The organism is Herbiconiux solani NBRC 106740, from assembly GCF_001571005.1.
GTDB classification, from domain to species: domain Bacteria; phylum Actinomycetota; class Actinomycetes; order Actinomycetales; family Microbacteriaceae; genus Herbiconiux; species Herbiconiux solani.
Genome location: NZ_BCST01000002.1, coordinates 90,128 through 112,449, shown reverse-complemented (window position 1 = coordinate 112,449; position 22,322 = coordinate 90,128). Strand labels below are relative to the sequence as shown.

25 protein-coding genes and 1 pseudogene are annotated in these 22,322 nt (G+C 64.0%); 12 read left to right on the top strand and 14 right to left on the bottom strand.

Annotation, left to right across the window (positions count from 1 at the left end):
* The first annotated feature begins 68 nt into the window (after positions 1-68).
* Positions 69-1,388, top strand: coding sequence for an NAD(P)-binding domain-containing protein (locus HSO01S_RS03745; RefSeq protein WP_066039597.1), 1,320 nt, complete (start codon positions 69-71; stop codon positions 1,386-1,388).
* Positions 1,389-1,477: 89 nt separating this feature from the next.
* Here the strand turns inward: HSO01S_RS03745 and HSO01S_RS19405 are convergent, their stop codons facing one another.
* The 3 genes and pseudogenes from HSO01S_RS19405 to HSO01S_RS03735 all read right to left on the bottom strand — a co-directional run bounded on the left by HSO01S_RS19405 (position 1,478) and on the right by HSO01S_RS03735 (position 3,908).
* Positions 1,478-1,885: an arsenate-mycothiol transferase ArsC gene (locus HSO01S_RS19405; protein ID WP_245635900.1), complete on the bottom strand. Its 408-nt coding sequence runs from the start codon at positions 1,883-1,885 to the stop codon at positions 1,478-1,480.
* Positions 1,886-2,023: 138 nt separating this feature from the next.
* Positions 2,024-3,082 (bottom strand): annotated as a pseudogene (locus HSO01S_RS19400) (MFS transporter); the annotation flags it as partial.
* Positions 3,083-3,203: 121 nt separating this feature from the next.
* Positions 3,204-3,908 carry an alpha/beta hydrolase family protein gene (locus HSO01S_RS03735; RefSeq protein ID WP_066039247.1) on the bottom strand — a complete coding sequence of 235 codons (705 nt, stop codon included), beginning with the start codon at positions 3,906-3,908 and terminating at the stop codon, positions 3,204-3,206.
* 241 nt (positions 3,909-4,149) lie between these two features.
* Between HSO01S_RS03735 and HSO01S_RS03730 the strand changes: the two genes are divergently transcribed.
* A complete protein-coding gene (locus HSO01S_RS03730) occupies positions 4,150-4,932 on the top strand; it encodes a CPBP family intramembrane glutamic endopeptidase (protein ID WP_245635879.1) in 783 nt (260 codons plus the stop codon).
* Positions 4,933-5,010: 78 nt separating this feature from the next.
* On the opposite strand, the gene HSO01S_RS03725 is transcribed toward HSO01S_RS03730, so the two are convergent.
* Positions 5,011-5,517, bottom strand: coding sequence for a GNAT family N-acetyltransferase (locus HSO01S_RS03725; protein ID WP_066039246.1), 507 nt, complete (start codon positions 5,515-5,517; stop codon positions 5,011-5,013).
* Between the two features lie 98 nt (positions 5,518-5,615).
* Between HSO01S_RS03725 and HSO01S_RS03720 the strand changes: the two genes are divergently transcribed.
* The 4 genes from HSO01S_RS03720 to HSO01S_RS18610 all read left to right on the top strand — a co-directional run bounded on the left by HSO01S_RS03720 (position 5,616) and on the right by HSO01S_RS18610 (position 7,014).
* Positions 5,616-5,864, top strand: a complete 249-nt coding sequence (locus HSO01S_RS03720) for a hypothetical protein (protein WP_066039245.1) — start codon at positions 5,616-5,618, stop codon at positions 5,862-5,864.
* 28 nt (positions 5,865-5,892) lie between these two features.
* The gene (locus tag HSO01S_RS03715) at positions 5,893-6,111 is read left to right on the top strand and encodes a hypothetical protein (RefSeq protein ID WP_157078890.1); all 219 of its coding nucleotides are present in this window, start codon (positions 5,893-5,895) and stop codon (positions 6,109-6,111) included.
* Positions 6,108-6,428, top strand: coding sequence for an immunity protein CdiI family protein (locus tag HSO01S_RS03710; protein WP_157078889.1), 321 nt, complete (start codon positions 6,108-6,110; stop codon positions 6,426-6,428). The genes HSO01S_RS03715 and HSO01S_RS03710 overlap by 4 nt, the downstream gene beginning before the upstream one ends.
* Before the next feature lie 82 nt (positions 6,429-6,510).
* Positions 6,511-7,014, top strand: a complete 504-nt coding sequence (locus tag HSO01S_RS18610; protein WP_157078888.1) for a hypothetical protein — start codon at positions 6,511-6,513, stop codon at positions 7,012-7,014.
* On the opposite strand, the gene HSO01S_RS03700 is transcribed toward HSO01S_RS18610, so the two are convergent.
* Both HSO01S_RS03700 and HSO01S_RS03695 read right to left on the bottom strand, forming a co-directional pair.
* Positions 6,968-7,249 carry a hypothetical protein gene (locus HSO01S_RS03700; RefSeq protein WP_157078887.1) on the bottom strand — a complete coding sequence of 94 codons (282 nt, stop codon included), beginning with the start codon at positions 7,247-7,249 and terminating at the stop codon, positions 6,968-6,970. The genes HSO01S_RS18610 and HSO01S_RS03700 overlap by 47 nt on opposite strands.
* 71 nt (positions 7,250-7,320) lie before the next feature.
* Positions 7,321-8,043: an SDR family oxidoreductase gene (locus HSO01S_RS03695; RefSeq protein ID WP_066039240.1), complete on the bottom strand. Its 723-nt coding sequence runs from the start codon at positions 8,041-8,043 to the stop codon at positions 7,321-7,323.
* 137 nt (positions 8,044-8,180) lie between these two features.
* Between HSO01S_RS03695 and HSO01S_RS03690 the strand changes: the two genes are divergently transcribed.
* The 4 genes from HSO01S_RS03690 (at position 8,181) to HSO01S_RS18605 (ending at position 10,310) form a co-directional block, all read left to right on the top strand.
* A complete protein-coding gene (locus HSO01S_RS03690; protein WP_066039239.1) occupies positions 8,181-9,074 on the top strand; it encodes a LysR family transcriptional regulator in 894 nt (297 codons plus the stop codon).
* 19 nt (positions 9,075-9,093) lie between these two features.
* Positions 9,094-9,288 carry a helix-hairpin-helix domain-containing protein gene (locus tag HSO01S_RS19700; RefSeq protein ID WP_084361273.1) on the top strand — a complete coding sequence of 65 codons (195 nt, stop codon included), beginning with the start codon at positions 9,094-9,096 and terminating at the stop codon, positions 9,286-9,288.
* Positions 9,289-9,500: 212 nt separating this feature from the next.
* The gene (locus HSO01S_RS03685; protein WP_066039238.1) at positions 9,501-10,025 is read left to right on the top strand and encodes a hypothetical protein; all 525 of its coding nucleotides are present in this window, start codon (positions 9,501-9,503) and stop codon (positions 10,023-10,025) included.
* A 111-nt stretch (positions 10,026-10,136) separates the two neighbouring features.
* Positions 10,137-10,310, top strand: a complete 174-nt coding sequence (locus HSO01S_RS18605) for a hypothetical protein (protein WP_157078886.1) — start codon at positions 10,137-10,139, stop codon at positions 10,308-10,310.
* 6 nt (positions 10,311-10,316) lie between these two features.
* On the opposite strand, the gene HSO01S_RS18600 is transcribed toward HSO01S_RS18605, so the two are convergent.
* From HSO01S_RS18600 to HSO01S_RS18160, 3 genes are all read right to left on the bottom strand, one after another.
* Positions 10,317-10,481, bottom strand: coding sequence for a hypothetical protein (locus HSO01S_RS18600; RefSeq protein ID WP_157078885.1), 165 nt, complete (start codon positions 10,479-10,481; stop codon positions 10,317-10,319).
* Positions 10,478-10,624 (bottom strand): hypothetical protein, encoded by a 147-nt coding sequence (locus HSO01S_RS18595; RefSeq protein WP_157078884.1) that lies wholly within the window; start codon positions 10,622-10,624, stop codon positions 10,478-10,480. Before HSO01S_RS18595 ends, HSO01S_RS18600 begins: the two co-directional genes overlap by 4 nt.
* 373 nt (positions 10,625-10,997) lie before the next feature.
* The gene (locus HSO01S_RS18160; protein WP_084361272.1) at positions 10,998-11,750 is read right to left on the bottom strand and encodes an SGNH/GDSL hydrolase family protein; all 753 of its coding nucleotides are present in this window, start codon (positions 11,748-11,750) and stop codon (positions 10,998-11,000) included.
* 329 nt (positions 11,751-12,079) lie between these two features.
* Here HSO01S_RS18160 and HSO01S_RS03680 point away from each other — a divergent pair, with 329 nt between their 5' ends.
* Together HSO01S_RS03680 and HSO01S_RS03675 are read left to right on the top strand one after the other, a co-directional pair.
* Positions 12,080-13,480, top strand: a complete 1,401-nt coding sequence (locus HSO01S_RS03680; RefSeq protein WP_066039237.1) for a tyrosine-protein kinase domain-containing protein — start codon at positions 12,080-12,082, stop codon at positions 13,478-13,480.
* Between the two features lie 1,036 nt (positions 13,481-14,516).
* Entirely contained in the window at positions 14,517-15,995 is a 1,479-nt protein-coding gene (locus HSO01S_RS03675) for a sugar transferase (protein WP_066039236.1), read from the top strand.
* 42 nt (positions 15,996-16,037) lie between these two features.
* Here the strand turns inward: HSO01S_RS03675 and HSO01S_RS03670 are convergent, their stop codons facing one another.
* The 5 genes from HSO01S_RS03670 to HSO01S_RS18145 form a co-directional block, all read right to left on the bottom strand.
* Complete coding sequence (locus tag HSO01S_RS03670; protein ID WP_084361271.1) at positions 16,038-17,282, bottom strand: lipopolysaccharide biosynthesis protein; 1,245 nt, start codon at positions 17,280-17,282, stop codon at positions 16,038-16,040.
* A 31-nt stretch (positions 17,283-17,313) separates the two neighbouring features.
* Positions 17,314-18,666 carry a hypothetical protein gene (locus HSO01S_RS03665; RefSeq protein ID WP_066039234.1) on the bottom strand — a complete coding sequence of 451 codons (1,353 nt, stop codon included), beginning with the start codon at positions 18,664-18,666 and terminating at the stop codon, positions 17,314-17,316.
* Positions 18,667-18,723: 57 nt separating this feature from the next.
* Positions 18,724-19,653: a glycosyltransferase family 4 protein gene (locus HSO01S_RS18155; protein ID WP_157078883.1), complete on the bottom strand. Its 930-nt coding sequence runs from the start codon at positions 19,651-19,653 to the stop codon at positions 18,724-18,726.
* 334 nt (positions 19,654-19,987) lie between these two features.
* Positions 19,988-21,292 carry a glycosyltransferase family 4 protein gene (locus HSO01S_RS18150; RefSeq protein WP_157078882.1) on the bottom strand — a complete coding sequence of 435 codons (1,305 nt, stop codon included), beginning with the start codon at positions 21,290-21,292 and terminating at the stop codon, positions 19,988-19,990.
* Positions 21,292-22,227, bottom strand: coding sequence for a glycosyltransferase (locus HSO01S_RS18145; RefSeq protein WP_169799922.1), 936 nt, complete (start codon positions 22,225-22,227; stop codon positions 21,292-21,294). The genes HSO01S_RS18150 and HSO01S_RS18145 overlap by 1 nt, the downstream gene beginning before the upstream one ends.
* Between the last annotated feature and the right edge of the window lie 95 nt (positions 22,228-22,322).

Here is a 22,322-nt window from a genome sequence, read left to right as displayed (position 1 = left end):
CTGTCGATACATCGATCACTCTCGGTACATCGAAGACCATCGATCGATCAGGAGTACCCGTGCCGAACATTGAGCTGCCCGTCGTCGTGATCGGAGCGGGCCCCCAGGGTCTCGCCGCCGCCGCTCACCTGGTCGAGCGCGATCAGGCCGTGCTGGTGCTCGAGGCCGGCGCGAGCGCGGCCGCCGCGGTCAGCGAATGGGGGCACGTCCGTCTGTTCTCCGAATGGAGCGAGCTCGTCGACGCCGCAGCGGCCCGGATGCTCGAGCCCACGGGCTGGGGTGCCCCGACGACGGGCTACCCGACCGGAGCCCAGTGGATCAGCGGGTACCTCGCGCCCCTCGCCGCAGCCCTCGGCGACCGCATCCGGTACGAGTCTCGCGTCGTGGGTGTCTCCCGCAGAGGCCGAGACCGCCTGGTGGACGCCGGCCGGGCCGAGCAGCCCTTCACCGTCCACGTCGCATCCGCCGACGGCACCGAGCACCGTGTGGATGCGCGGGCGGTCATCGACGCGTCCGGCACCTGGTCGACCCCGAACCCGGCCGGCGCCGACGGCCTGCCCGCTCTCGGAGAACGTGCGGTCGCAGATCTGCTGGACTACCGCATCCCGGACTACCGGGCTCGCACGAAGTACGAGGGCTCGCACAGTGTCGTCGTCGGGTCCGGCCATTCGGCGGTGACTGCGGTGATCGCCCTCGGCCGGATCGCCCGACGCGACCCGTCGACGAAGGTCACCTGGGTGCTGCGACGGGGCGCGGTCGGAAACACCTTCGGAGGCGGAGCGGCCGACGAGCTGCCGGCGCGCGGCCAGCTCGGGATGAGGGCCGAGGAGTTCGTCGACGCCGGCCTGATCGACCTGGTCACCGGATTCCGGGTCGAGAAGATCGATCGGGATGGCGAGCGCATCGTGCTCACCAGCGAGGACGGACGCACCCTCGCGCCCGCGGATCACGTCGCCGTGCTGACCGGGTTCCGGCCCGATCTCTCGTTCCTGTCCGAGCTGCGCCTCGAGCTGGATGCGACGCTGCAGGCCCCGGTGCGGATCGCGGCCGAGGTCGACCCGAACCTGCATTCCTGCGGTTCGGTCGCCGCAACCGGAGCCCGGGATCTCGCGCAGCCCGAACCCGACTTCTACCTCGTGGGCGCGAAGTCCTACGGCCGTGCACCGACCTTCCTGGCGATGACCGGGTACGAGCAGGTGCGTTCTGTGGTGGCCGAGCTCGCGGGCGACCACGAGGCCGCGGCGCGGGTCGAGTTGCAGCTGCCCGACACCGGCGTGTGCGGGGGAGCGGGCCTGTTCGACTCAACCGGAACCGCGATCGGCGCGAGCTGCTGCGCCCTGCCCGATCGGCAGCTCATCCAGATCGGTCGCCCAATCGCGAGCGTCTGACCGCGTCCAGATGGGCCGCGGCGGGTCGGGCCCAGAGCCTCATCGCCGGCGTTCTCGACGCTTCGAAAAGGGGCTCGGCCTCGGTGCCGTCAGAGCCGGTCGCGAAGCTCCACCACGCGGGAACGGATGTCGTCCCGGACCAGCCGCATCCGCTCCATTCCCTCGATGCCCCGTTCCGACGGTTCGTCCGTGATCCACGTCTCGAAGCGCACACCAGGAATCCGATCCACCTGGGCTTCTGCGCCCAGCACGACGACGATGTCGGCCGACTCCACCATGTCTGCCGTCAGAGCTTTGGGGTGCTCGTCGCCCACGTCGATGCCCAGCTCGTCGAGCGACTGAACCGACTGCGCATTCAGGCTCGTGCCCGGCTTCGTCCCGGCAGAGACGACATCGACCGTACCGCCGGCGAGCTCACGCATGAGTGCGGCAGCCATCTGCGACTTGCCACCATTCTTCTGGCAGACGAAGACGACCGTGGGGCGAGATGCGCTCATGCCGCGAACTCTACCTCGCCTTCCCACCACGGCACTCGCGACGAGGAGGATGACGGCCACGGCGGCGAGCCACGCCGACGCGGCCGGCACCGAGGTGGCCTGGATCAGCACACCGGCGACGGCGCTCCCGGCCGACGCCCCGACGTTGTGGCTGGTGTTGACCCAGGTCGTCGCCGAGTTCTGACGGTGCTCGCCTCCCGCATGGTGGGCGGCGAGGTAGGCGACGATCATGACGGGGGAGAAGAACAGCCCGGCCGCGGCCAGCACGATGCACACCGCGACGGCTCCGGTGACGACGGCGACGAGAGAGCTGACGACGACGAGCGCGGCGGCGAGCGCGACGAGCTGACGAAGTGGGGAGCCCGGGACGCGCAGCGCTCCGAAGAGGAGCCCTCCGAGCGCACTCCCGCCGGCGAACAGACCCAGGGCGATCCCGGCAGTGGCCGGCCCGCCGTGCTCGCCCAGCACGACCGGCACGCTGATGCTGATGCTCCCCGAGATCGCCCCGGCGACCAGTGTGGGCAGAAGGATGCTGACGAACCGAGGATCCAGGAGCAACGGCCGGCCTCGAGCCGAGTCGGTCGCGGCCGCGTGGCGGGGTCTCATCTCGCCGACCGCGCGGGTCGACACGAAAAGCAGGCCACCCACGAGCACGAGGCCGGCGGGCACGAGCAGGGCTGCTCCCGGTTCGATGAAGGCCAGGGCGATGCCGGCGACGGCCGGCCCCGCGAGGTAGAGGAGTTCTTCGACGACGGCGTCCAGGCTGAGGCTCTTGCGCACGAGCTCGTCCGTGGGCGCGAGCTTCCCCCAGGCGACGCGCATGGTCGGGCCGAGCGGTGGCGCGAAGGCGCCGGCGACGGCCGCGAGCACGATGAGGACGGTCCCCTCAGCGCGCAGGAGCGACGCAACCGCGATCGCGGTCAGTACTGCACCGAAGACGATGACGAGCACCGAGAGCGCGCGGCGGGCGCCGAACCGGTCGATGAACCAGGCGCGGACGGGTGCGAGGAAGCTCGCCCCTGCTCCGTAGAGGCCGACGGCGAGACCGGCCAGCGCGACCGAGCCCGTCGCATCCGTGACGGCGTAGAGAAGGGGGAGGAAGACCAGCGCGTAGGCGCTCCGGCCGATGAGCGCGGTGCCGAAGGTGGCAGGGACGCGCGGCAGAGTGAGCACGTCGAGATAACGTGCCGACTGCATGGGTGAATGACTCCAGGCGAAAGGGCGCGCCGACGGCACGCAGGTGAGAGGGATCGGGAGAAGCGCGACGCAGAAGTGTCGCGTCTACCGATCAGTCACGGCCATGAAGCATGCCCACACCCTATTGGACGGTCAGGGCCGCGACGAAGTCGGCAGCCAGCTCCTCGACGAAGGCGCCGTGGTCGAGGCCGGGGGTGGGGGTGACGGACGGGGGGAGCGTGGTGAGGAAATCGAGGTGCCCGACGCCCGGATAGGTGTGCACGCTCACCTCAGCGGGCGCCGCGCGGAGGAGCTCGGCGGTCGCCGGCGGCGTGACGGCGTCGGCGGCTCCGGTCAGCACGACGACCGGCACGCGGAGTTCGTCGAGCGCATTCGGTGCGGCGAACCAGCCGACGGTCGGCGCGAGCGCGACGACCTTGGTGATGCGCGGCTCGACGGGCACGGGGATCGGCTGACCGGCGCGGCTCCACGGTCGGGCGCCGGCGAGGCAGAGGGCGGCCCATCCTCCGACGGAGTGACCTGCCGCGACGACGGGCAGGCCCTGACGATCCACGCGGTGGCGATCCCTGTCGTGGTGATCCGTGCCGTGGCGATCCGCGTCGAGCCGATCCACCTCGCGAAGCGCCTCCGCCAGCCCGACGGCGCGCTCGCGCATCTGCTCATCCGTCACCGTTCTGCCGTCGAACCGCTCGTGGAGCGGCGCCGAGACGATGAAGCCGGCAGCGGCAGCGGCGGTGATCAAGCCGTCGTACCGGGCGGGATCGCCCCCGGCACCAGGGCCGAAGAGCAGGATGCCGCGAGGGGCGCCCGGCGGATTCACGATCATGGCTTCACTGTAGGGCTCACACGCTCACGCGCTCACCCGCTCACGCAGTCGCGCACGCGCGCTCGTGCATCGGCCGCCGCGCGGCCAAGCCACCCAGGTGGGCAAACCGATCATCGATGGGCGATGCTTGCGGCTGAGATCGAGATGCACCTGCCTGACCGGCCGGTGCCGAACAGCAACGAGCGCGGGCAGGGACTCCTCAACCAGGTCGACCCTGTTCCCGCCACGGAAAGGTTCATCCATGCGTGTCACTCCTCGGATCTGGATCGGCTTGGCGATCTGGGCCGGCTACGTGCTGGCCATCTTCGTCGTCTCGATCCTGAGCGGTGTGCCCTTCCCCGAGGTCGGCACGTCCGCCGAATCGACGTGGCGCGGGGCGGTGCTGGATCTCGCCGTCGGCGCCGTCGGTCTCGTGATCGTCGCGACGGTGCTCGGATGGTGGCGGCCCGCCCTGTTCGAGCAGCGACGGTCGCAGCACAAGTGGCCCGTGTTCGTGCCGATCATCATGCTCGTCGCCGCGGTGCTGAACCTCATCAACACGGACTGGTCGCAGTTCGATGCGTCGTTCGTACTCGCGCTGGTGGCGCTCGGAGTGCTCGTCGGGTTCAACGAGGAGCTGATGGCCCGGGGCCTGCTGCTGACCGCGTTACGGTCCCGGCTCGGTGAAGGCTGGGTCTGGTTCGTCTCGAGCGCTCTGTTCGGGGTGATGCACCTCGTCAACGCTGCGCTCGGCGCCCCGCTGGCGAGTTCGCTCCTGCAGGCAGCCCTGGCGTTCGCGTCAGGGACCGCGTTCTACATCGTGCGCCGCGTCACCGGCTCGCTGATCTGGGCGATGCTGCTGCACGGCCTCTGGGACGTGTCGGTGTTCTCCGTCGGGCACGCTCCCATCTCGACCGCGTTCGGGGCCGTTCTGGCGCCGCTCGTCGGCATCCTCTCACTCGCCGTCGTCTACTGGGTCATCAAAGGAACCGACGAACGGATGCACGCGGCCGACCCGCACCCCCGCACGGAGAGCCTCCGATGACCAGCGCGCTCGATGACACCCGCGCTGCGAGGCGGGTGCCGCAGCGGTTCTGGCTCGGGCTCGCCGCCTGACCCACTCTCAGTCGAGGACGAGCTCGAAGCCGAACGAGTGCGGCAAGACCTCGGCGTAAGGCGGGTAGACCGGGATCGGCGTGAAGCCGAGGCGGGTGTAGAGGCCGATCGCCTCGGGCTGCCGGGTGCCGACCTGCAGGATGACCCGGCGCGCCCCGCCCCGCCGAGCGACCTCGATCACCTCGTTCAGCAGCGCGCGACCCAACCCGCGTCCGCGTCGAGCGCCGTCCACGATGACCCGCTTGATCTCCCACTCGACGCCGTCGTCCGTCTGCAGCATCCGCAGGCAGGCGTGGGCAACCGGCGCGTCGTCGTCGAGGATCAGGACCGTGTCCCGGATGGTCGACTCGTCAACGGCGAACGCGCGGCTGAACCGCTCCGGCCGCTCCGGGTCCATCGAGTCGTGCGAGCCGTAGCGCGCCTCCATCTCGGCATCCATGTCATCGCGAAGCGCGACCGCGCGCGGGTCCGACCAGGCGACATGTTCGATCGTGAGTTCATCCTTCTGATGCACCCCTCAATCGTCTCAAATGTCGGCGGCGCGATTTCTCCGCCTCGAGGTGGATGCGCTCAGTCGAGCGACGTACGTAATGTGATGGTGGAGGACGACACATGCAGAGCATCTGGGCAGCGAAGATCTTCGGCGACAAGGAGGATCCGCGAGTGAGGCTGCAGGCCCTCTTCGGCGGCGCCCTTCCCGCGGCCGGCCAACCATCCGAGCCCGCTCTCGCCTGGGCCCACGAAGTACTCCGAACGAAGAATGCAGGCCCGAGCGACGTGGTCACCGACATCCGCACGCTCCGCAAAGCGGATTCCCGCCTGACCCTGAAGGCTGCGACCTTCCTGGCACATCACGTCTGACGCACCCCGCGCCCAGCCCCTTCCGCGGATGCGGTCTGCCCTCACGATGCTCTGGTGGAGGCTCAACGGCCTCGCCGCAGCCACCTACATCGGCGCCGCATCGCTCATCGGCTTCGAAGCCCTCGCGCTGGTGCTCGGCTACACGACGGCATGGCCCATCGCGATCCCGATCGTGGTCGCAGCCCTGGCGCTGCTGTTCTACGGCCGCCAGCTCGTGCGGCGAATCCTCCGGCGGCGCAGCTCGTGAGCACTCCGGATGAACGGGGCCGCGACCCCATGAACGTCGTGCGGCTCTGGCCCGGGTGGGGTCCGCGGGACATCCTCGGCCCGCTGCCGGTCTCCGACGCACTCCGCCTGCGCGTGCGCACCTGGAATCGCACCTGGCAGAGCGTGCTCGATCCCGTCCGCGAGATCCGGTGGCCGGATGCGGAGGTCGGCCGGCAGTGGATCGCCGAGGGGCACATTCTGGTGCGCGACCTGCCGGCCGAACTCGGTCCGGGCCTGCAGGTCGTCGAGGGCTTCCTGCCCTATGACCCCGACGCGGTCGAAACGCCCGGCCAATGACCAACCGCGCCCGGCTCGTCACCCCGGCAAGGCGACAGCCGCACAACAGGGCATCCTTGGACTACAGCCGCAGGGGGATCTCATGAGAAATCAACGACTCGCGCTTCCGAGCATTGCCATCGCTGCAGTCATATTCAGCTCGGCCCTGCTGTCTGCGTGCACACCCCAAGCAGCGCCGTCGGAGACGAGCGCGGCTTCGTCCCCGTCGCCGGCCACGCCCACACCGTCCGCGACGGCTCCCGCGCTGCAAGCGACGAACCCGCCCAGCGCCCCCGACGGCGCCGCCGACCCGGCGAGCGTGGCGGCTGCCCTCGACGCGGCGACCTCTGCGTGCCGCGACATCCGCGACGGGATCCTGGATGGCTCGGTCGGCGTCCCCGCCGACCCGGCAGCCCTGGCACCCGCCGTCGAAGCCGCGGGCCTCGCCGCGATGACGGATGCGACGTGGCAGCCCCTGAATCAGGCCATGACCCAGTTCGCCACAGACGCGCCCGACCCGTCAGCGCCGTCCGCGGTGAAGAACGGCGACCTCCACGCGATCAACGTGGCGTGCGAGCCGACCGGGATTCGGATGCCGAGCGCGTAGCTTCCACGGTGACCGGCCGGCGCCCCTCTGCGGGGTCGGTCCAGCGGCGCTCGGAGAAGTGCCGAACGGCGGGCTGAGTGAACATCATGACGACGAGCACCAGGAGTCCTGCGAACGGCGCGCTCACGAACGAGCCGTCGAGGATCCAGTCGATCACCATGACGATCAGCCCCGTGAGAACGCCCGCGCTGAAGTCGATGGCCCTGTTGCGCCAAAACCGCGTCCCTGCCCCCATGCGGTCACTGTAGCGGCGCAGCCCCGCCGCAACCAGCCTCTGGCCCACACCAGAGTGCGGCTACGGGCGCGCTACGCGACCAAGGTGCCCCCGTCGACGACAGCCACTGTTCCGGTGACGTAGTCCTGATCCATGAGCGCGACGAACGCCTTCGCGGCGTCATCCGGTTCGGCGACCCGGCCGAGGGGGAGCGAAGCGCCCGTGGCTTCGTACATGGCGTGGCGATCCGCCTCGCTCATCGCGCTCCAGAGCGGCGAACGCAACACCCCGGGAGCGACCGTGTTGACACGCAGCGGGGCGAGCTCGGCGGCGAGGGAGCGGGCGAGCGAGTTCATCGCGCCGCACACGGCGGTGCCGAGCGCCCATCCGGTGCCTCCTTTGAAGGCGGCCGTGCCGCTGGTGAGTGTGATCGAGCCACCACTGCGAAGATGCGGGACGGCGAGGCGCACCGCGTCGAGTGCATGGAAGAGGCGGAGGCCGAAGAACTCCGCGGCCTTCTCCGCGGTGATCTCCGGCAGGGTCAGTCCGACGAGGTTCTCCGCTGCGGTGTACACGAAGTGGTCGAACTCGCCGATCTCGTCGAAAAACGCCGCGACGGCGTTTGCCGAGGAGGCGTCGACGGCCCGGCCGATGCTCTCTGAGGGAAGCTGCTCGAGGGCGCGCTGCACCGACTCGGGGTTGCGGGAGGCGACGATGACCGTGGCGCCGGCTGCAGCTGCGCGCTGGGCGGTGGCGAGACCGATACCACTGGTGCCGCCGAGGATCACGACTCGGGATGATTCGTTGAGTGTCATGGGTCAAGGCTCGCGCCGGCATGGGCGCGGCGTCCAAGACCTATTCCGCCGCACGCCATACCTGTCGGGTATCGGGTCGTCTTCCCGCTGCTGTCTCTGGCCGGTGGGGCCGAGGTGCCGCCGGATACTCTGGGGGTATGGCGGTCGTGACGGGTGACCTGGATCTGCGGAAGCTCCGCTACTTCGTCGCGCTGGCCGAATCGCTCAACTTCGGGCGAGCCGCAGACGAACTGCACATCGCCCAGCCGGTGCTGTCCCGACAGATCCGGGTGCTCGAGAGCGAACTCGGCGCGCGCCTGTTCGACCGCGACTCCCGGGGCACGACTCTGACCGAAGCGGGCGAGCAGCTGCTCGAGAGCGGAAAGTCGATCCTGGCTGCGGCCACTGCACTGCAGCTACGGTTGTCGGCCCTCGCGGCACCGGTCCGGAGCCTCACCGTCGCCGTCATGCCGGGGCTGCTCGCCACAGCGGCCGCGACAGCCTTCGAGTCGGCGCACCCGTCCTGCCGGATCGTCGTGCGCCGGGTCGGCTGGGAAGACCAGCTCGAGGTCGTCCGGAACGGCACCGCCGACATCGCCTACGCCCGCGACCCGGAACCGGATGACGACCTCGAGGTCGTGCCGCTACTGCACGAGGGCCGAGACGTGGTTCTGCCCCTCGGGCACGACCTCGCAGCATGCACGCAGATCACGCCCGAAGACCTGCGTGACGTCCTCCTCCTGCAAGACGTGGCGGTCGCCCCCGAGTGGCATTCCGCGGCGACGGCGAAGATGCGGCGGGAGGCTGCCCGGGTGGCGCACGCCGCGACAGTGGAAGAGAAGCTCGAACTCGTCGCGAGCGGCCGCGGATTCGTGATCCTGCCGCGCTCGACGACGGCGGCCTATCGCAGACCCGACGTCGTCATCGTGCCCGCCGCTGGATTCGCTCCGAGCCGAGTCGGTCTCGTGACCAGGCGGTCCATCAACGACCCCGTCCGTGACGCTTTCATCCGGACCGCGCTGGAGCACGCCGACCGGTCGCTGAGCTCCTGACAGTCGTACCCTGCTGATCATGGATGCCCATCGACCCCTGCCCAACATCGGGGCACCAGCCACGAGGGCCTTGGCGGAGGCAGGGATCGCAGACTTGCGTGACGTCCAAAACGCAGGTCTCGACTACCTGTCGACCCTCCACGGAGTCGGCCCAAAGGCGGTTCGCCTCCTCCAGTCCGCGCTCGACGAAGGCGCTGAAGCCGAGCGCGAGTAGGCAGCCCGTCGACCGCGGTGACGACAGCTCTGTGGGCTACCGCGAGGTGGGCGTCGGGCTGCCGGAATCGACGCGGGGTGGGTCTTCCACTCGAGTCATCTCCCGCATCCGCTGCGCGGACGCTCGCCAGACCCGGCCAATGACTCGAGCGAAAGACCCACCCCGCGTCTCACCTCGCGACCCGCTACGTTTCACTCAGGGGGTTTCTACACATGAAGAATCAACGACGACTCGTCGCGCTCGCCGCAGGGGCGGCCATCATCGCGACCGCGCTGAGCGGATGCTCGCCCGCGGTCTTCTTCCCGTCGCACGGCTCCGCGCCCAAGCCGCACCACTCATCCGGCCCCAGCCCCTCCCACCCGACGCCGCCCGCCTTCGTCGAGCAGACGATCGACGAATCGTGCGACATCCTGAGCCCAGCGATGACGGCGTTCGCGACCGACCTGACGAGCTTCATGTCCGACCTCGAGAACGACCCGGTCGCGGCGGCCGCCAGCTTCGAGCTCGTCGCCGACAAGTTGAACGACGCCGTGCTGCTCGTGACCAACTCCGACGTGCATCCGCCGGCCCTCGCCCTGGGGCAGGCCGCCGACGCGGTGAACGGCGACCTCTTCGTGGCGGCCGTCTACAAGGAGCAGCTCGACCAGAACGCCTTCCTGCGCGACGTCGCAGCGTTCCAGACCGCGGCGATGGCGCTCGCCACCGTCTGCAGCCCGGGTGGTCTCGTCCAGACCTGAGAATGCGCGCCGGCGCTACTCCTCCTCTCCGAACTCGTCACCAATTCGACAAGCGGCTGGGTGATTGATGCGTCTGCATGTATCCTTCACTAAACACTCGGGGGTGCATTGGTGGACGAAGACGCCTACTGGGCTGCGGCGCGGGAGTCTCAGGGATCCGCTGTCGAGCACGTGAACGTCATCTGGTCGCTCCAGCAGATGCGGGTGCAGCTCACCGACGGCACTCGCCTCCTGCTCGACCGGTCCGGTCAGCAGATCGGCCGCTCCCTCCCGCCGACGGGCTAGCGGGCATCACTCCTCGTCGACGAACGTGTCCTTTATCCAGAGTTCGTCGGCGCAGTCCTCCGAGCAGGCGCGGGCGTCATAGACCATCTCGTGAATGGGCACTCGGATGCCGCACTGCTGGCAGCGTCGCAGCAACGAGACGGGCTCACGGCCGGCATTGGTGCGGCTCATGCGAACACCTCGTCGATACCGTCGCCGAGCGCCCGCAGAACGCACTCCTCAAGATCCTCGCCTCGTGCCGCGGCAATAAGACGAGCCGGACATTCGAGCTGACCGGAAACCCCGATCAAGCCCGTAATTGCAGTGGCTGTCATGGGCAAATTCTACCGGTGCAGCACCGACACCACTAGCCTAAAGTGAAGATTAATCGTAAAAGGCTGGACCGACTTCTGACGTGCCGAACAAGCCCAAGACCTTGATACCCGGCTCCCGTGATCCTTCGGAGATCTGCAAAGCAGCGCAGGGGAAAGCTCAGAGCGAAGGCCACATCATCAGCACGGTCGTGTGCGAGGCAGTCGTCCTCTACGCCGGCCACGAGAATCACCCGAGTCCGAGCGCACCTGTCAATATCAGTCGCCCAATCTCATCGGTGTGGCACTCAATTGACCAATGTTGCGAGCACTGGCGAAGCTGCCGACAGGCCTGCTGCGCTCATCTGCCCGATTGCGTAGCTGTGGAATTCGAAACCTAGGTGCCCAGATGGTGCAACACATAAGGCGAGATCTTTGTGGCTAGGTACTCGTGCCCCTGATTGTTCGGATGGACCCCGTCGGTCCCGACAACTCCAGCGGTTCCATCGTTGAACCAGCCTTCGGAAATGGGATCGACGAACTCGGCGCCCACAGAGTCGCTCGCAGCGCGAAGCGCTTGATTCGTGACTGCAACGTGTTCAGGGATGTCTTCCCCAAGCCATGCAGCTCCAATGACGAGGATTTCAGCGTCGGGTGCCACTGCGGACGCGGCTGAAAATGCCCGCGTTGCGGCTTCGCGCACTTGATCAGAGTCTGCGCCATCATCGCGGCCTCCAAAGAAGATGACGAGTGCGGACGATGGGTCGACCTCTCCCGCGAGCAATTCGAAAGTCACGCCCCCATCGGTGCCGACATAGCGCCCACTGGGGTCGGCCGAGACGTCCAGCACCAAGGGGCGAGTCTCGGTGGTAAGTTGCCCGCGAAGAAGGTATTCCCAAAGCCGTCGCTTCCCTGGTCCGTTCTGATCAGTGCCGGTGGTCAGAGCATCGCCCACGACCGAAATAACCGTCGGATCCGGAGCGCCGAGGCCCGTCACATGGGTAGTGCTAATCGCCGCGCCGCTCTCGCTGCCTCTAGGTGCTTGAAGCGCAAGCGAAACAAGCCCGCAGGCAAGAACTCCGAGAATGGCAACTCCGACCGCCCAGGCTCGGCGGCTTGGGTTGGTAGCTGAAGAAGACCGGCTTCTCATGAATCTCTCGAGGTGCCTGAATTGGCCCCCGAACTACAGACTTCGACTATTCGAAGCGGCGCGGCCTGCATGCGGACTCCTCGCTTCAGCAGTATTCCGGAGGAATGGGGGGTTACCTGGACGTCACATGGGTCGCCTCAAGCTTGACCCCTTGTGACCCAGATTAGATGACGGAACATCCTCTCTATTTCGACTGTGTGAACCGGAGGTCACTTTCTCATGACACCTGGGTCGCACGTTCGTTGCCGTCATGCGACCGAGGGATGCGTGTGAGAGCATGAATCTAAGCCCGGTCACTGTACGGGTCATGGTGGGGAAGGTCAGACTGCGTGGAGCTACGCGATTACATACGAGTGTTGCGCAGGGGATGGATCGTCATTCTTGCTTGCCTTCTTGTAGGGCTAGCGGTGGCGGCCGGCTACTCCATCACGCGCACGCCCGAGTATCAAGCCACGTCCAAAGTGTTTGTCTCGGTCCAGGCGTCCGGATCCATTAGTGATCTTTCGCAGGGCGGTAGCTTCTTGCAGAACCAGGTGAAGTCGTACGCCGATGTCGTTACAACCCCGGCAGTACTTCAGCCGGTCATTGCAAGTCTCGGACTTCAAACCGACGTGACATCGCTTGCGAAGCAGGTGACGGCCTCCTCCCCGATCGATACCGTGATCGTTGAGATCACTGCATCCAATCGCGACCCGGCCCTGGCCGCCGAGATCGCGAACGCTGTGGCGTCCAGTTTCGAGAACACGGTGAACTATCTTGTTCCTACGAACGCCGAGGGGACCGTGCCAGTCAAGATCACGATCCTTCAGCAGGCTCTGATTCCAAACTCACCCTTCACGCCTAACGTCCCGGTCAATCTGGTGATCGGGGCGCTCTTGGGGCTCGCTGCTGGAGTGCTCATTTCGGTGCTTCGCGAAGTCTTGGACACCCGAATTCGTAATGAGCACGACATTGAGGCAATCACCGACGCCCCGATACTCGGCGGGATCGCTTTTGATCAAAGGACTCCAGACAATCCGCTAGTGGTGAAGGACGACCCACGGTCCGCACGAGCCGAGTCGTTCCGAACCCTTCGGACAAATCTCCAATTTGTCAACGCAGGCGAGTCGACCCGGAGCCTCGTGATCACGTCCTCGGTTCAGGGGGAGGGCAAAAGCACCTCCGCTGCGAACCTTGCCATAGCGATCGCGCTTTCGGGCCAAAAGGTGATCATCGTTGACGCAGACCTTCGCAAGCCAAAGCTTGCTGAGTACCTGGGTCTTGAGGGAGGCGCCGGGCTTACCGACGTCTTGGTGGGGCGCGCTCAAGGCAACGACGTCATTCAGCGCTGGGGCGAAACGAATCTCTACGTGCTTCCCGCCGGAAAAATCCCGCCAAACCCTAGTGAGTTGCTCGGTTCCAAAGCTATGGAGCAACTGATCCGCTCGCTTGAGAACTCATTTGACACCGTATTATTTGACGCGCCGCCGCTACTACCCGTCACCGATGCCGCGATCCTGGCCGTAAACACTGGCGGAGCTCTTTTGATGGTCGCTGCCGGCCGCGCTCACAAGAACCAGGTCCGAGGAGCGGTGTCGGCAATCTCGAACGTCGGCGCGAAGGTAGCGGGCGTGGTCCTGACGATGCTGCCCACGCGCGGCCCGGATTCATACGGCTACGGCAGATATGGGTACGGCTACGAGTACGGCGACACTTCCGACACAAGCAAAAAAGGCGCGAAGAAGAGATAACGTGGCCCGGTCCGGAGGATCTAGAAGTCGGGCGAGTCTGACTAGCCTGGTGTTGCTCGCCGCCCTCGCGTTGATTGCGGTGCTCCTGGTGATCTACGCCCTGCGCAGTCCTGTGACGGCCAACGGGGGAGAAGATCCGGGTCCAGCCCCAACATGGACACGTGGCGCTCTGTCTCAGACGACTGCTCCCCCGACAGGAACGCCTGCGACCCAGCTCAAACCTGCCGTCATGTTCTTGAATGGACCCGGCGGGAGCGGCTTCCGGGTTCAGGCTGGTTCCTGCGGAGGTGCTGCGGCGCGGATGGAATCGACCTCTGACGGCGGAGACTCGTGGGCTGGCGTAAATTTCGGACCGGTTGCGCCCTCGGAAATTCTAGATGTCGAAGTTCCGAGTGATGACGTCGTCAACGTCGTTGCTCGAGTGGGGGCAGCCTGTGATTTGACCATGCTCACTTCCTTCACGGGCGGAGAATTCTGGCAGGCCTACCCTGCGCGCGTCGTCGAAGGGACTTACGTGGACCCGAGTTCCCCGACGAACATCTCCATTCGCGGACAGACAATCGCCGGTCCATGTTCTGACCCTCGTGCCATTCAGGCCAGACTGTCGCAGACATATGTCATGTGCGACGAGGGTCTATTCTTATTGCCTTCGCCAGAAGGTGCGTGGGCTCAAGTGGACGGAATTCCAATGAGTGCGTTCTCCGTCGACAGGGACTCGGGCACGATTGTGAAGGCTCGGGTCAGGGCTTCAGGTTGCGTTGGCGTCGATGTCCAGTTCCCTTCGGGCTCGGCTTCGACCGGCGCCGTTTCGGAGTCTTGCCAGATCGAAGCCACTGACATCGGTAGTTCCGTCGGTATCGCTATTTCGGGCCCGAACATCTGGGTTTGGTCAGGCGGCAGTTTTCGGCATTCCGCAGATGCAGGAGTCACATGGGAACGTGGGGACTGAGCAGTGGTGTCAGTTGCGTTGCCGGTATTGTTTCGATGAACAGCGTCGTTCTCTAGGTCAGCGAATGTCGGGGGAGACACTGTGAGCATGATGCGTAGGATTCGGGACGAACATCGAATTGGCGTGGAGCAGGCTCGGTGGCGCGAAATATACGCTCGAAGGCTCCTTGTCACTGACTTTCTGGTGCTCGCGTGGGTAGTTTTCGGTGTCCAGATTGCCTGGTTCGGGTTCGACTCGACCAACGTCGCCTTCTCCCAGAATGTGGGCGACCTAGCCGTGAGCTACACGGCTATCTCGATCATTGTCCTGGCCGCATGGATGGTCTACTTGCAGATCTATGGCACCCGCGGTTACCGGGTGATCGGCACTGGTACGCAGGAGTACCGCCTACTGGCGGACGCTACAATCCGCCTCTTCGGGTCTGTGGCGATCATCGCCTTCTTGTTCCGGATCGACTTTGCTCGCGGGTACATTTTGATTGCCTTCCCGCTTGGCCTGCTGGTGCTGATCTTCTCCCGGTGGATGTGGCGACAATGGTTGGGCGTAAAGCGCGCTCAGGGCACTTTCACGTCCCGGGTAGTGCTCGTCGGTTCCATCGCGTCGGTCGTTCACATTGCTCGTGAGCTCAACAGCCGTCCGCAGGCTGGCTACCAGGTCGTCGGGGTCTGCCTACCGAATGGGCATCTCGACGTGGATGCGAGCGATCTGCACGTTCCCGTACTGGGAGATCTAGATGGAGTGCTGTCGGCGCTGAGGACAAGCAGCGCGGACACGGTCGTCATCACGAGCGCAGATTCTCTTCCGCCCCAGCGTGTTCGAGAACTGAGTTGGTCATTGGAGCCGGGCAAGCAGCATCTGGTGGTGGCGCCTAGTTTGGTCGATATCGGTGGCCCAAGAATCCATACCCGACCCGTAGCCGGCCTGCCCCTGATTCACGTCGAGACGCCCCGTTACGACGGGGGCAAAAGGTTCGCAAAGCGAGCCTTCGATGTCATGTCCTCGGGCCTAGGGATCCTTATACTGCTCCCAGTACTAGGGCTCCTCGCGATGGTAGTGAGGCTGAACAGCGCCGGGCCGGTGCTGTTCCGACAGGAACGGATCGGGTACCACGGCGAGAACTTCAGAATGCTCAAGTTTCGTTCCATGGTCGTGGACGCAGAAGCTCGTCTGGCTGCTCTACAGGCTGCCGAACGGGACAAAGGCAATCGGGTCATGTTCAAGATGAAGGACGACCCGAGGATCACCTCTGTAGGCAGGTTTTTACGCCGATACAGTCTTGACGAGCTTCCTCAGCTGTTCAACGTCTTCGCCGGGAGCATGTCCCTCGTCGGGCCGAGACCCCCTCTACAGGCTGAGGTGGAGCAATACGAACAGCACGTGCATCGGCGATTTCTCGTGAAGCCCGGTGTGACTGGGTTATGGCAAGTCAGCGGGCGGTCAAATCTGTCTTGGGAAGACACCGTTCGGCTTGACCTCTACTATGTCGAGAATTGGTCCATCACTGGTGATCTGGTCATTCTGTGGAAGACAGTGCGAGCCGTGTTCGCCCGAGAAGGAGCGTACTAGCAGGTCCTGCAGAATTGTGTCTTTTCAAGTAATTGCAGGCGACTATTGCCCGTCTTCTGAAGCTCGGCGCAAGTCTGCGGTGAACTTCAGCCGGAGCCAGATATGACCTGCCAACCCCACTAAAACCATTCCGGCCGACAGTGCGAACGGATTGCCCGTCCCGGCCAGAAGGGCAAGAACTGACAGATTTGTCAGCGACGTGCTAGCGATAACAACCGGAAGTATCCGGGGGATAGTGCCCGCGTAATACCAGGCGAAGATCGGCTGGTTGATCGCGTTGATCCCTGCGAGAACGATGACGGCGGCAGCAATCGGCCATGCGTCGGCAAAAGCTTGACCGTATAGGACGAGAACGACTACGGGAGCGGTGACTGCGAGGATGACGATGACGACGCCGAGTGCGGTAGCGGCTCGCATCACCCGTTTCATAGTCGCCGCACGTCGCGGCAAGCTGTCGATAGCTGCCAGCGACGGAACGATCGACTGCATGATGGAGCCAGTCACGAGGTTGAGCGGCGCGCTTAGCCGTGAAGCCGATCCGAACAATCCCGCGAAATAGGGCCCGCCCAAAGAGCCAACGACGAGCGAGTCGGCCTGCTGAATATTCGAAGCGAGACTTGTCGTCATGAAGTGCAGGTTCGTGCGAATGAAATGGAACGGGTTGTGGGGTCTACCTGCCGAGCGAACTACGAGCCCCGCCCCTAGAACGTAGCCCAGCAGCCCGGTGATGCCGAGAACACCATAGGCAATGGGTTCGACTGTCTTCTCGTCAAGAAGGAGAAGTAGCGCCAGTCCAGCTGCGTTGAATACGCGGCGGGCGAGTAGCAGGACAACCGACAGCCGTTCCTTCCAGATGCCAATGAGGATCGACTGCAGCAAATTGGCAAACAGGTCGCCGGTAATGAAGATGACGATGCAGAGGGACGAGACCACTGACATCTGAGTGAACAATGGCCAGAGCGTAGTGAAGAGGACGATGACCAAGGCGTTCGTTGCCGTCCGGGTGGTCAAGATGGTCCCGATGGTTCGATGAGGTTCAGAATCCGAGGGGAGGCGCAGAGCTCGATTTCCAAGTCCAAACTCGAAAAATGACATAGCGACCACGGTCACGCTGTAGGCGATCGAGAAGAGCCCAAAATCGGCCACGCCGAGGAGACGTGCAAGCGCGCCGAAGGCAACGATTTGAAGCAGCGCCGCCACGGCCTTACTGGCAGAGAACAAGGCGAATCGGCGACCAGTGGGTGAGGCAAGGAGATTCTTGATCGAAGAGACGAGGCGACGGATCATTCGCTGATGCCTATACGCGAACTATTAGTCTTCATGCTCTCCGCTGACCTGGCACCACAACGGGTCTGGTTTGTGGTGAACCCGAGATGATTGCGTGTGATCGCGGTCGAGAGACCAGCTTCTGAACCAGGACTACCGCAAGGGTGAGGCCAACCGCCGCCCAAAGAAATCTGGAACTAGCTCGCAGGCTGTATTGGAGGAACTGCAGCGTGGAAATTGCCACCAGAACCACGGAGGCCCATTGAAGCGGGGTTGCGAGTCGATCGGGGAGTGCCCTTCTCAGAACCGATGGAACGCTTGCGAGAACCGCGATGAAACCGAGTGCGAGCACATGGTTCACCAGCGGAAGCGCCGCAATTTGGCCTATCGCGTTGGACGGTACCCCCCGCGCGATACTCAGATAGGGCGAGATTGAGTACCAGTCAGTCCATTCCCCGGGAAGAGGGCTGAGGCTCGTGAGCAGGTAAGTGGCGGGCAGCTCCATGTAGGAGGAGAGATACGTGATTGTCAGACTCGCCAGCAGGTTGTTGCGCGCCGATAGCCACCGGTCCGGAGCGAAGGACAGCTGGCCGCTGAGCACGATCTGAGCAAACGGAACTAATCCGTAGCCACCGCCGTGGCCGCCGCGGAGTTGAACGACGACGATCAGGAGAACGATCGCTGCGAACCCAGACGCCGCTAGCAGAGTGAGGCGAAACGCTAGCGGACGCCGAAGGAAGAGGAACATCACAACGCCGGCGCAGACAACGAGCAGCGCGAGGGAGCGGGACGAGCGCGAGAACTCCACCAGGAAAAGAAGCACAAAGAGAGACGCATTCACAAAGCGAGTGCTTCGCCGAGCCGCGAGGACACTGGCGAGGACAGTCCAGACGCCCAAAGGCAGGGTCAAGTTGCTGAAGAAGGCAGCTAAGCCGCCCTTTTGTATGAACTGATAAGTATCGCGCTGTACCAGCGAATCCAAGTTGAAAATCAAGTTCGCGACAATCAACACCGCAGCCAATACCGTGGCGACGGTCATCACTCGCTCGCTCAGGATGCCAGCTACCACGTCACGAAGCGATTGCCTTTGACCGCTTTGCTCAAGCGCATGCGTCCGTCGGGACGTAAACGGAACGAAGGCAATCATGAAGCAGAGAAGGAGGCCGGCGATCCGGAGGAAGAGGAGCGCGACTTCGGACGTCGACTGCTGGGAGATACTCATCGTCGTCGCTGAACCACTCGTGATGTCGACGCCAGAACTGAGAGAGATGAATGCGGCGACAGCGGCGTGAACGGAGATCACGAGAATGATCACGTAAAGCTCGACGGGGGACCGTTTTGACCGAACGAGCCACGTCGCGATACCAAGTACGAGTGCCACGCCAAGGAGTGTCAGGAGCTGCATCGGCGGTGTCCATTCTTGCGGGCGGTCGCGGCCGGGTAGGAGGGCTGTATCAATTCGCTACTCCTTACGATGGCCAGCTTGTTTGGCTACGATTCCGGAGATGACTCTTGTCGAATAACTCTCCCAGGAGTTCAGGACTGGGTCTGAACCAATTCGACTTCGGAAGGCTGCGGAGCGAGTCGTCCGGGCTTCGGCGGTCAGAACGTCAACCTCGGACATGGCGGAGCGCAAGTGCTGGACGCTTCCCGCCGGTACGACTACTCCGAGGTCCCCAGTCAGTAGGTCGGACGCGCCGACTCCGTCCGTCGATATAACCGGAAGGCCGGCCGCCAACGCTTCCAATACGACGAGCGCGAAATTATCCTCCACGCTTGCAATTACGAAAGCGTCGGCCCCATTCAAGGCGACATTCAAACTCGCCTGCGACATCGTCGCTACGTGCTGGACGTTGCTTGGCATGCCGACCAAAAGCTCTTTCGCGATGACAGGACCAACCATCGTTAGATCAATGGAAAGCGTCTTGACAGCGTCTAGGAGGAACGGCACGCCCTTCCGATAGCTAATTTGACCGACGTAAATGAGCCTAGGCCGCTTCGCTCGTCGGTCGTCCGTCCGGGTCGGGCGAAATGCCGTCAGGTCAACCCCGTAGGGCACTTCAAGGACTTTGCCCGAAGGCACTCCATTCGCCGACATCTGACGACTGACGAGGGCTGAAGGGGTCAGGATCAGATCGGCCGCTTCGAGCTCGGATTCGATACGCTCGATTTGCAGATCGCTAGCCATCTCTGCGGCTGCAGCCTTGCCGTAAGCGGCCTTAAGAGCAGCATTTCGCGCAACAGGGTGAGCATCGACCTCGTGAAAAACTCGCATCCGCGCGTTGGTCGACGTGAACGTCTGCAGGCAGGCGCCCGGCATTCCGATGACTACGTCGGAATCGAGGCTCAGACGGGAGGCCTCAAGATCGAACTTCCGTTTATTCGCCTCCATGGATACTCCCGCCAGGCGCCTCGCGATCGGCACTCGCAATAGCTGTCGGCGCAACTCGAGTGAGGGGCCGATCTCCTTTAATTCGGGTAGATCGCTCGGACCCCTCCTGAGTCGGCGCGCCCGGTCCTTCTGGCCTGGCGCCACGTCAAGGATGCGCGCCACGGTGCGCGCGAAGACTCTAGACGGGAGGACCACTTGATCCAGTAATCCCTTCTCGCTGAGATGGCCGGCAAGCTTGACAATTGCGCCTTCTGGATACGGTGCGACCAGGGAGAAGCTCGGGAGAACCGAGGGGGAGGCCGTGGCTTCGCTTTGAGGAGTCAACTCGCTTGCCCTAACTTCCTGTCTTTGAGTTCGACAACAACTCGGCAACTCGATGGCCGTACGTCGCCCAGTCCCCACCGCCGAAGTCGAGGTCACTTGTACCAGCGCTCAAGACGATCCTGGCACCCTCGTCGAGATAGAGATTCCGCAGGTGAATTCGGAGAGCCTCGGAATCGCCAGCGTCTGCGAGGAGCGCTGCCCGTGGAACAGCGCCGAGGTCGAGTATGCCGCATCGATCTGTAGACAGAACGGGGAGACCAACCGCTAGTGCTTCAGCCAAGACGTTTCCGAAACCATCCAGAAGAGTTGGGAAGACGAAAAGGTGGCTGGCAGCCATCTCCTTCCATAACTTCTCCTGAGCCAGCGATCCGGCAAATCGCACGTCCACATCAGGAAAACGCTGCTGTAACGGAATAGCCATTCCGAGTGGGTCGGGCCCGACGATGGTGAGTTCGATCTTCGCGACGCCATGAAGATCCTGCAACGCTTCGAAGAGGTAGCTGAGTCCCTTCCGCTGCGTAACTTGGCCGGCGTAAATAATGCGCAACGGCTCGTCGAGTCCCCTCGTCGTTCGGGTCGCAGCCAGCCTTAAGCCGCTTTCCTCAAATCGACGAAGGTTGATTGAAAGCGGAACGCTATGGACGTTCCCCGCGTCGACGATCCCATCGAAGGAACGTGCGGTGAACTCGCTATTGGCGACGACCCCAGACGCGTGGCTTGCCTCGAAGAGCGCATCCGGATCTGACGCGAGTTTGTCCTCGTTCCTGAATTGGAGAAATTGCGCCCATTCTGGATTCGAATTAGCCTCCGCGTCCATCATGGCCTCGGCCACAGGCGCGAAGGGAAGGGGTGTGTAAAGGAGGAAGGGAATGTTGTTTTTGACGCAGAGGCGAGAAATGCCGCTGTGGGTGTTTGTCGGGAAGAAGAACCAAGAGGTTCGATCGTGCCGACGCCAGTGACGTACTGCCCTCCGAGCGATCGCGCGATTCCGGCTATACATAATCCGACGCTCGAGGTTGATCCAGCCTTTCCTTTTCACAGCCGTCGCAACGAGGTCCCGGAGGGTTCCTGCTCGTCCGACGAAGGACGCCAACAAGGCCGGAGGGAGCGTTCTATTCTTCAGCTCGGCGCGAACCCTTACAGGGAGCAACCGAAAGGCGCGCGTCCCGACTTCGTCGCTTCTAATCTGGCCGGAAGTCCAGTACCGGGTAAGTTTGTGTTCCGCTGCAAGGCTGGCCGCAATCCACTTCGGCGCCGGATGGGAGCCGGGATTGAATACAACGAATGTTCTCGCTGCAAATCCTTCGTGTGCCATCACTCGCGAAACATCCGGACGACGCCAGCACTGAAATTCGAAACCATCTGATTCAGGGTCGGATACGACACGTTGGCCGTGGGCGACCTGCGCTCCGCGAGGAATTTTGCCACGAACAGGGCGAATTGCTCAGGATCGTCTGGGGCATCGAATCGATTGCGGCCTGGTGTCAAATATTCCGCCTCCGGAGCATGGTATGGCCAGTCGGTCGTGATGATGGGAAGACCAAGGGCCATCGCATCCACAGCGACTAGACCGATGCGGCCGGGCATCAGGAGGGCGGCGGCAACCCGGCCGATTAAAGCCATTCGATCCGGGCCGACATGTCCGAGCTCGAGAACCTGTCCTCGTGCAACCGCCACACTGAGCAAGCTGCGGGATGAGCCCTGACCCCCCAGCAACAACTTGACGGTTGGGTCGATTCGATAGAGGAAGTCGAGCGCTTCTGCAAGGAAGTCGATTCGCTTGCTTTCATCCAGGCCCCCTACAAAAGCGACGACATGACCAGGAATCAGTCCGTTGGTACCAACGAAATCAATCACGGACTCGTCGCTGAGTGAGGCTACAGCCCCTTCGAGAGCATCAGTATCGACGCTGTTCATTACTGTCGTCACTCGTTCGGCAGGGATGCCCACTGATACGGCATATTTGGTTCCGCCGGGTGTGTAAGCGAATACCTGGTCTGCGCGCCTGAGCTGAAAGCGCTCAAGAGCCTGATCGACTGCATTGCCCTTCGAGACGTAGTCGCGAACGTGCCCCCACAGCCCGACTTTGAGCTGCCCGCGGCGCCTGGCGCGCAAGGCTCGAAAGGTGTCGATCGACGTCCCCTGGGGCGGAACAATGACTCCGTCTGCTTCTCTCCATGCATCCTGCGAACCGCCGAGGACCAGCGTCCTGCCAGCAAGACGAAGAACCCTTGTCTCGATCGGTACCATCCAGGACCCGCCCCCGGCGTCCCCGCGACTTGCCATCGCTCCATCGGGCCTCGCCGCGGCGACTTTCATGTCGATGTTGTGTTCGCGGAGGCTTC

What these genes read in the sequence shown, in the direction of transcription:
- HSO01S_RS19405 (WP_245635900.1), bottom strand. Translation starts at nt 1,885, where the DNA reads ATGAGCGCATCTCGCCCCACGGTCGTCTTCGTCTGCCAGAAGAATGGT.
- HSO01S_RS03735 (WP_066039247.1), bottom strand. Translation starts at nt 3,908, where the DNA reads ATGATCGTGAATCCGCCGGGCGCCCCTCGCGGCATCCTGCTCTTCGGC.
- HSO01S_RS03730 (WP_245635879.1), top strand. Translation starts at nt 4,150, where the DNA reads ATGCGTGTCACTCCTCGGATCTGGATCGGCTTGGCGATCTGGGCCGGC.
- HSO01S_RS03720 (WP_066039245.1), top strand. Translation starts at nt 5,616, where the DNA reads ATGCAGAGCATCTGGGCAGCGAAGATCTTCGGCGACAAGGAGGATCCG.
- HSO01S_RS03715 (WP_157078890.1), top strand. Translation starts at nt 5,893, where the DNA reads ATGCGGTCTGCCCTCACGATGCTCTGGTGGAGGCTCAACGGCCTCGCC.
- HSO01S_RS18610 (WP_157078888.1), top strand. Translation starts at nt 6,511, where the DNA reads ATGAGAAATCAACGACTCGCGCTTCCGAGCATTGCCATCGCTGCAGTC.
- HSO01S_RS03700 (WP_157078887.1), bottom strand. Translation starts at nt 7,249, where the DNA reads ATGGGGGCAGGGACGCGGTTTTGGCGCAACAGGGCCATCGACTTCAGC.
- HSO01S_RS03695 (WP_066039240.1), bottom strand. Translation starts at nt 8,043, where the DNA reads ATGACACTCAACGAATCATCCCGAGTCGTGATCCTCGGCGGCACCAGT.
- HSO01S_RS03690 (WP_066039239.1), top strand. Translation starts at nt 8,181, where the DNA reads ATGGCGGTCGTGACGGGTGACCTGGATCTGCGGAAGCTCCGCTACTTC.
- HSO01S_RS19700 (WP_084361273.1), top strand. Translation starts at nt 9,094, where the DNA reads ATGGATGCCCATCGACCCCTGCCCAACATCGGGGCACCAGCCACGAGG.
- HSO01S_RS03685 (WP_066039238.1), top strand. Translation starts at nt 9,501, where the DNA reads ATGAAGAATCAACGACGACTCGTCGCGCTCGCCGCAGGGGCGGCCATC.
- HSO01S_RS18600 (WP_157078885.1), bottom strand. Translation starts at nt 10,481, where the DNA reads ATGAGCCGCACCAATGCCGGCCGTGAGCCCGTCTCGTTGCTGCGACGC.
- HSO01S_RS18595 (WP_157078884.1), bottom strand. Translation starts at nt 10,624, where the DNA reads ATGACAGCCACTGCAATTACGGGCTTGATCGGGGTTTCCGGTCAGCTC.
- HSO01S_RS18160 (WP_084361272.1), bottom strand. Translation starts at nt 11,750, where the DNA reads ATGAGAAGCCGGTCTTCTTCAGCTACCAACCCAAGCCGCCGAGCCTGG.
- HSO01S_RS03675 (WP_066039236.1), top strand. Translation starts at nt 14,517, where the DNA reads ATGATGCGTAGGATTCGGGACGAACATCGAATTGGCGTGGAGCAGGCT.
- HSO01S_RS03670 (WP_084361271.1), bottom strand. Translation starts at nt 17,282, where the DNA reads ATGATCCGTCGCCTCGTCTCTTCGATCAAGAATCTCCTTGCCTCACCC.
- HSO01S_RS03665 (WP_066039234.1), bottom strand. Translation starts at nt 18,666, where the DNA reads ATGCAGCTCCTGACACTCCTTGGCGTGGCACTCGTACTTGGTATCGCG.
- HSO01S_RS18155 (WP_157078883.1), bottom strand. Translation starts at nt 19,653, where the DNA reads ATGGAGGCGAATAAACGGAAGTTCGATCTTGAGGCCTCCCGTCTGAGC.
- HSO01S_RS18150 (WP_157078882.1), bottom strand. Translation starts at nt 21,292, where the DNA reads ATGGCACACGAAGGATTTGCAGCGAGAACATTCGTTGTATTCAATCCC.
- HSO01S_RS18145 (WP_169799922.1), bottom strand. Translation starts at nt 22,227, where the DNA reads ATGGTACCGATCGAGACAAGGGTTCTTCGTCTTGCTGGCAGGACGCTG.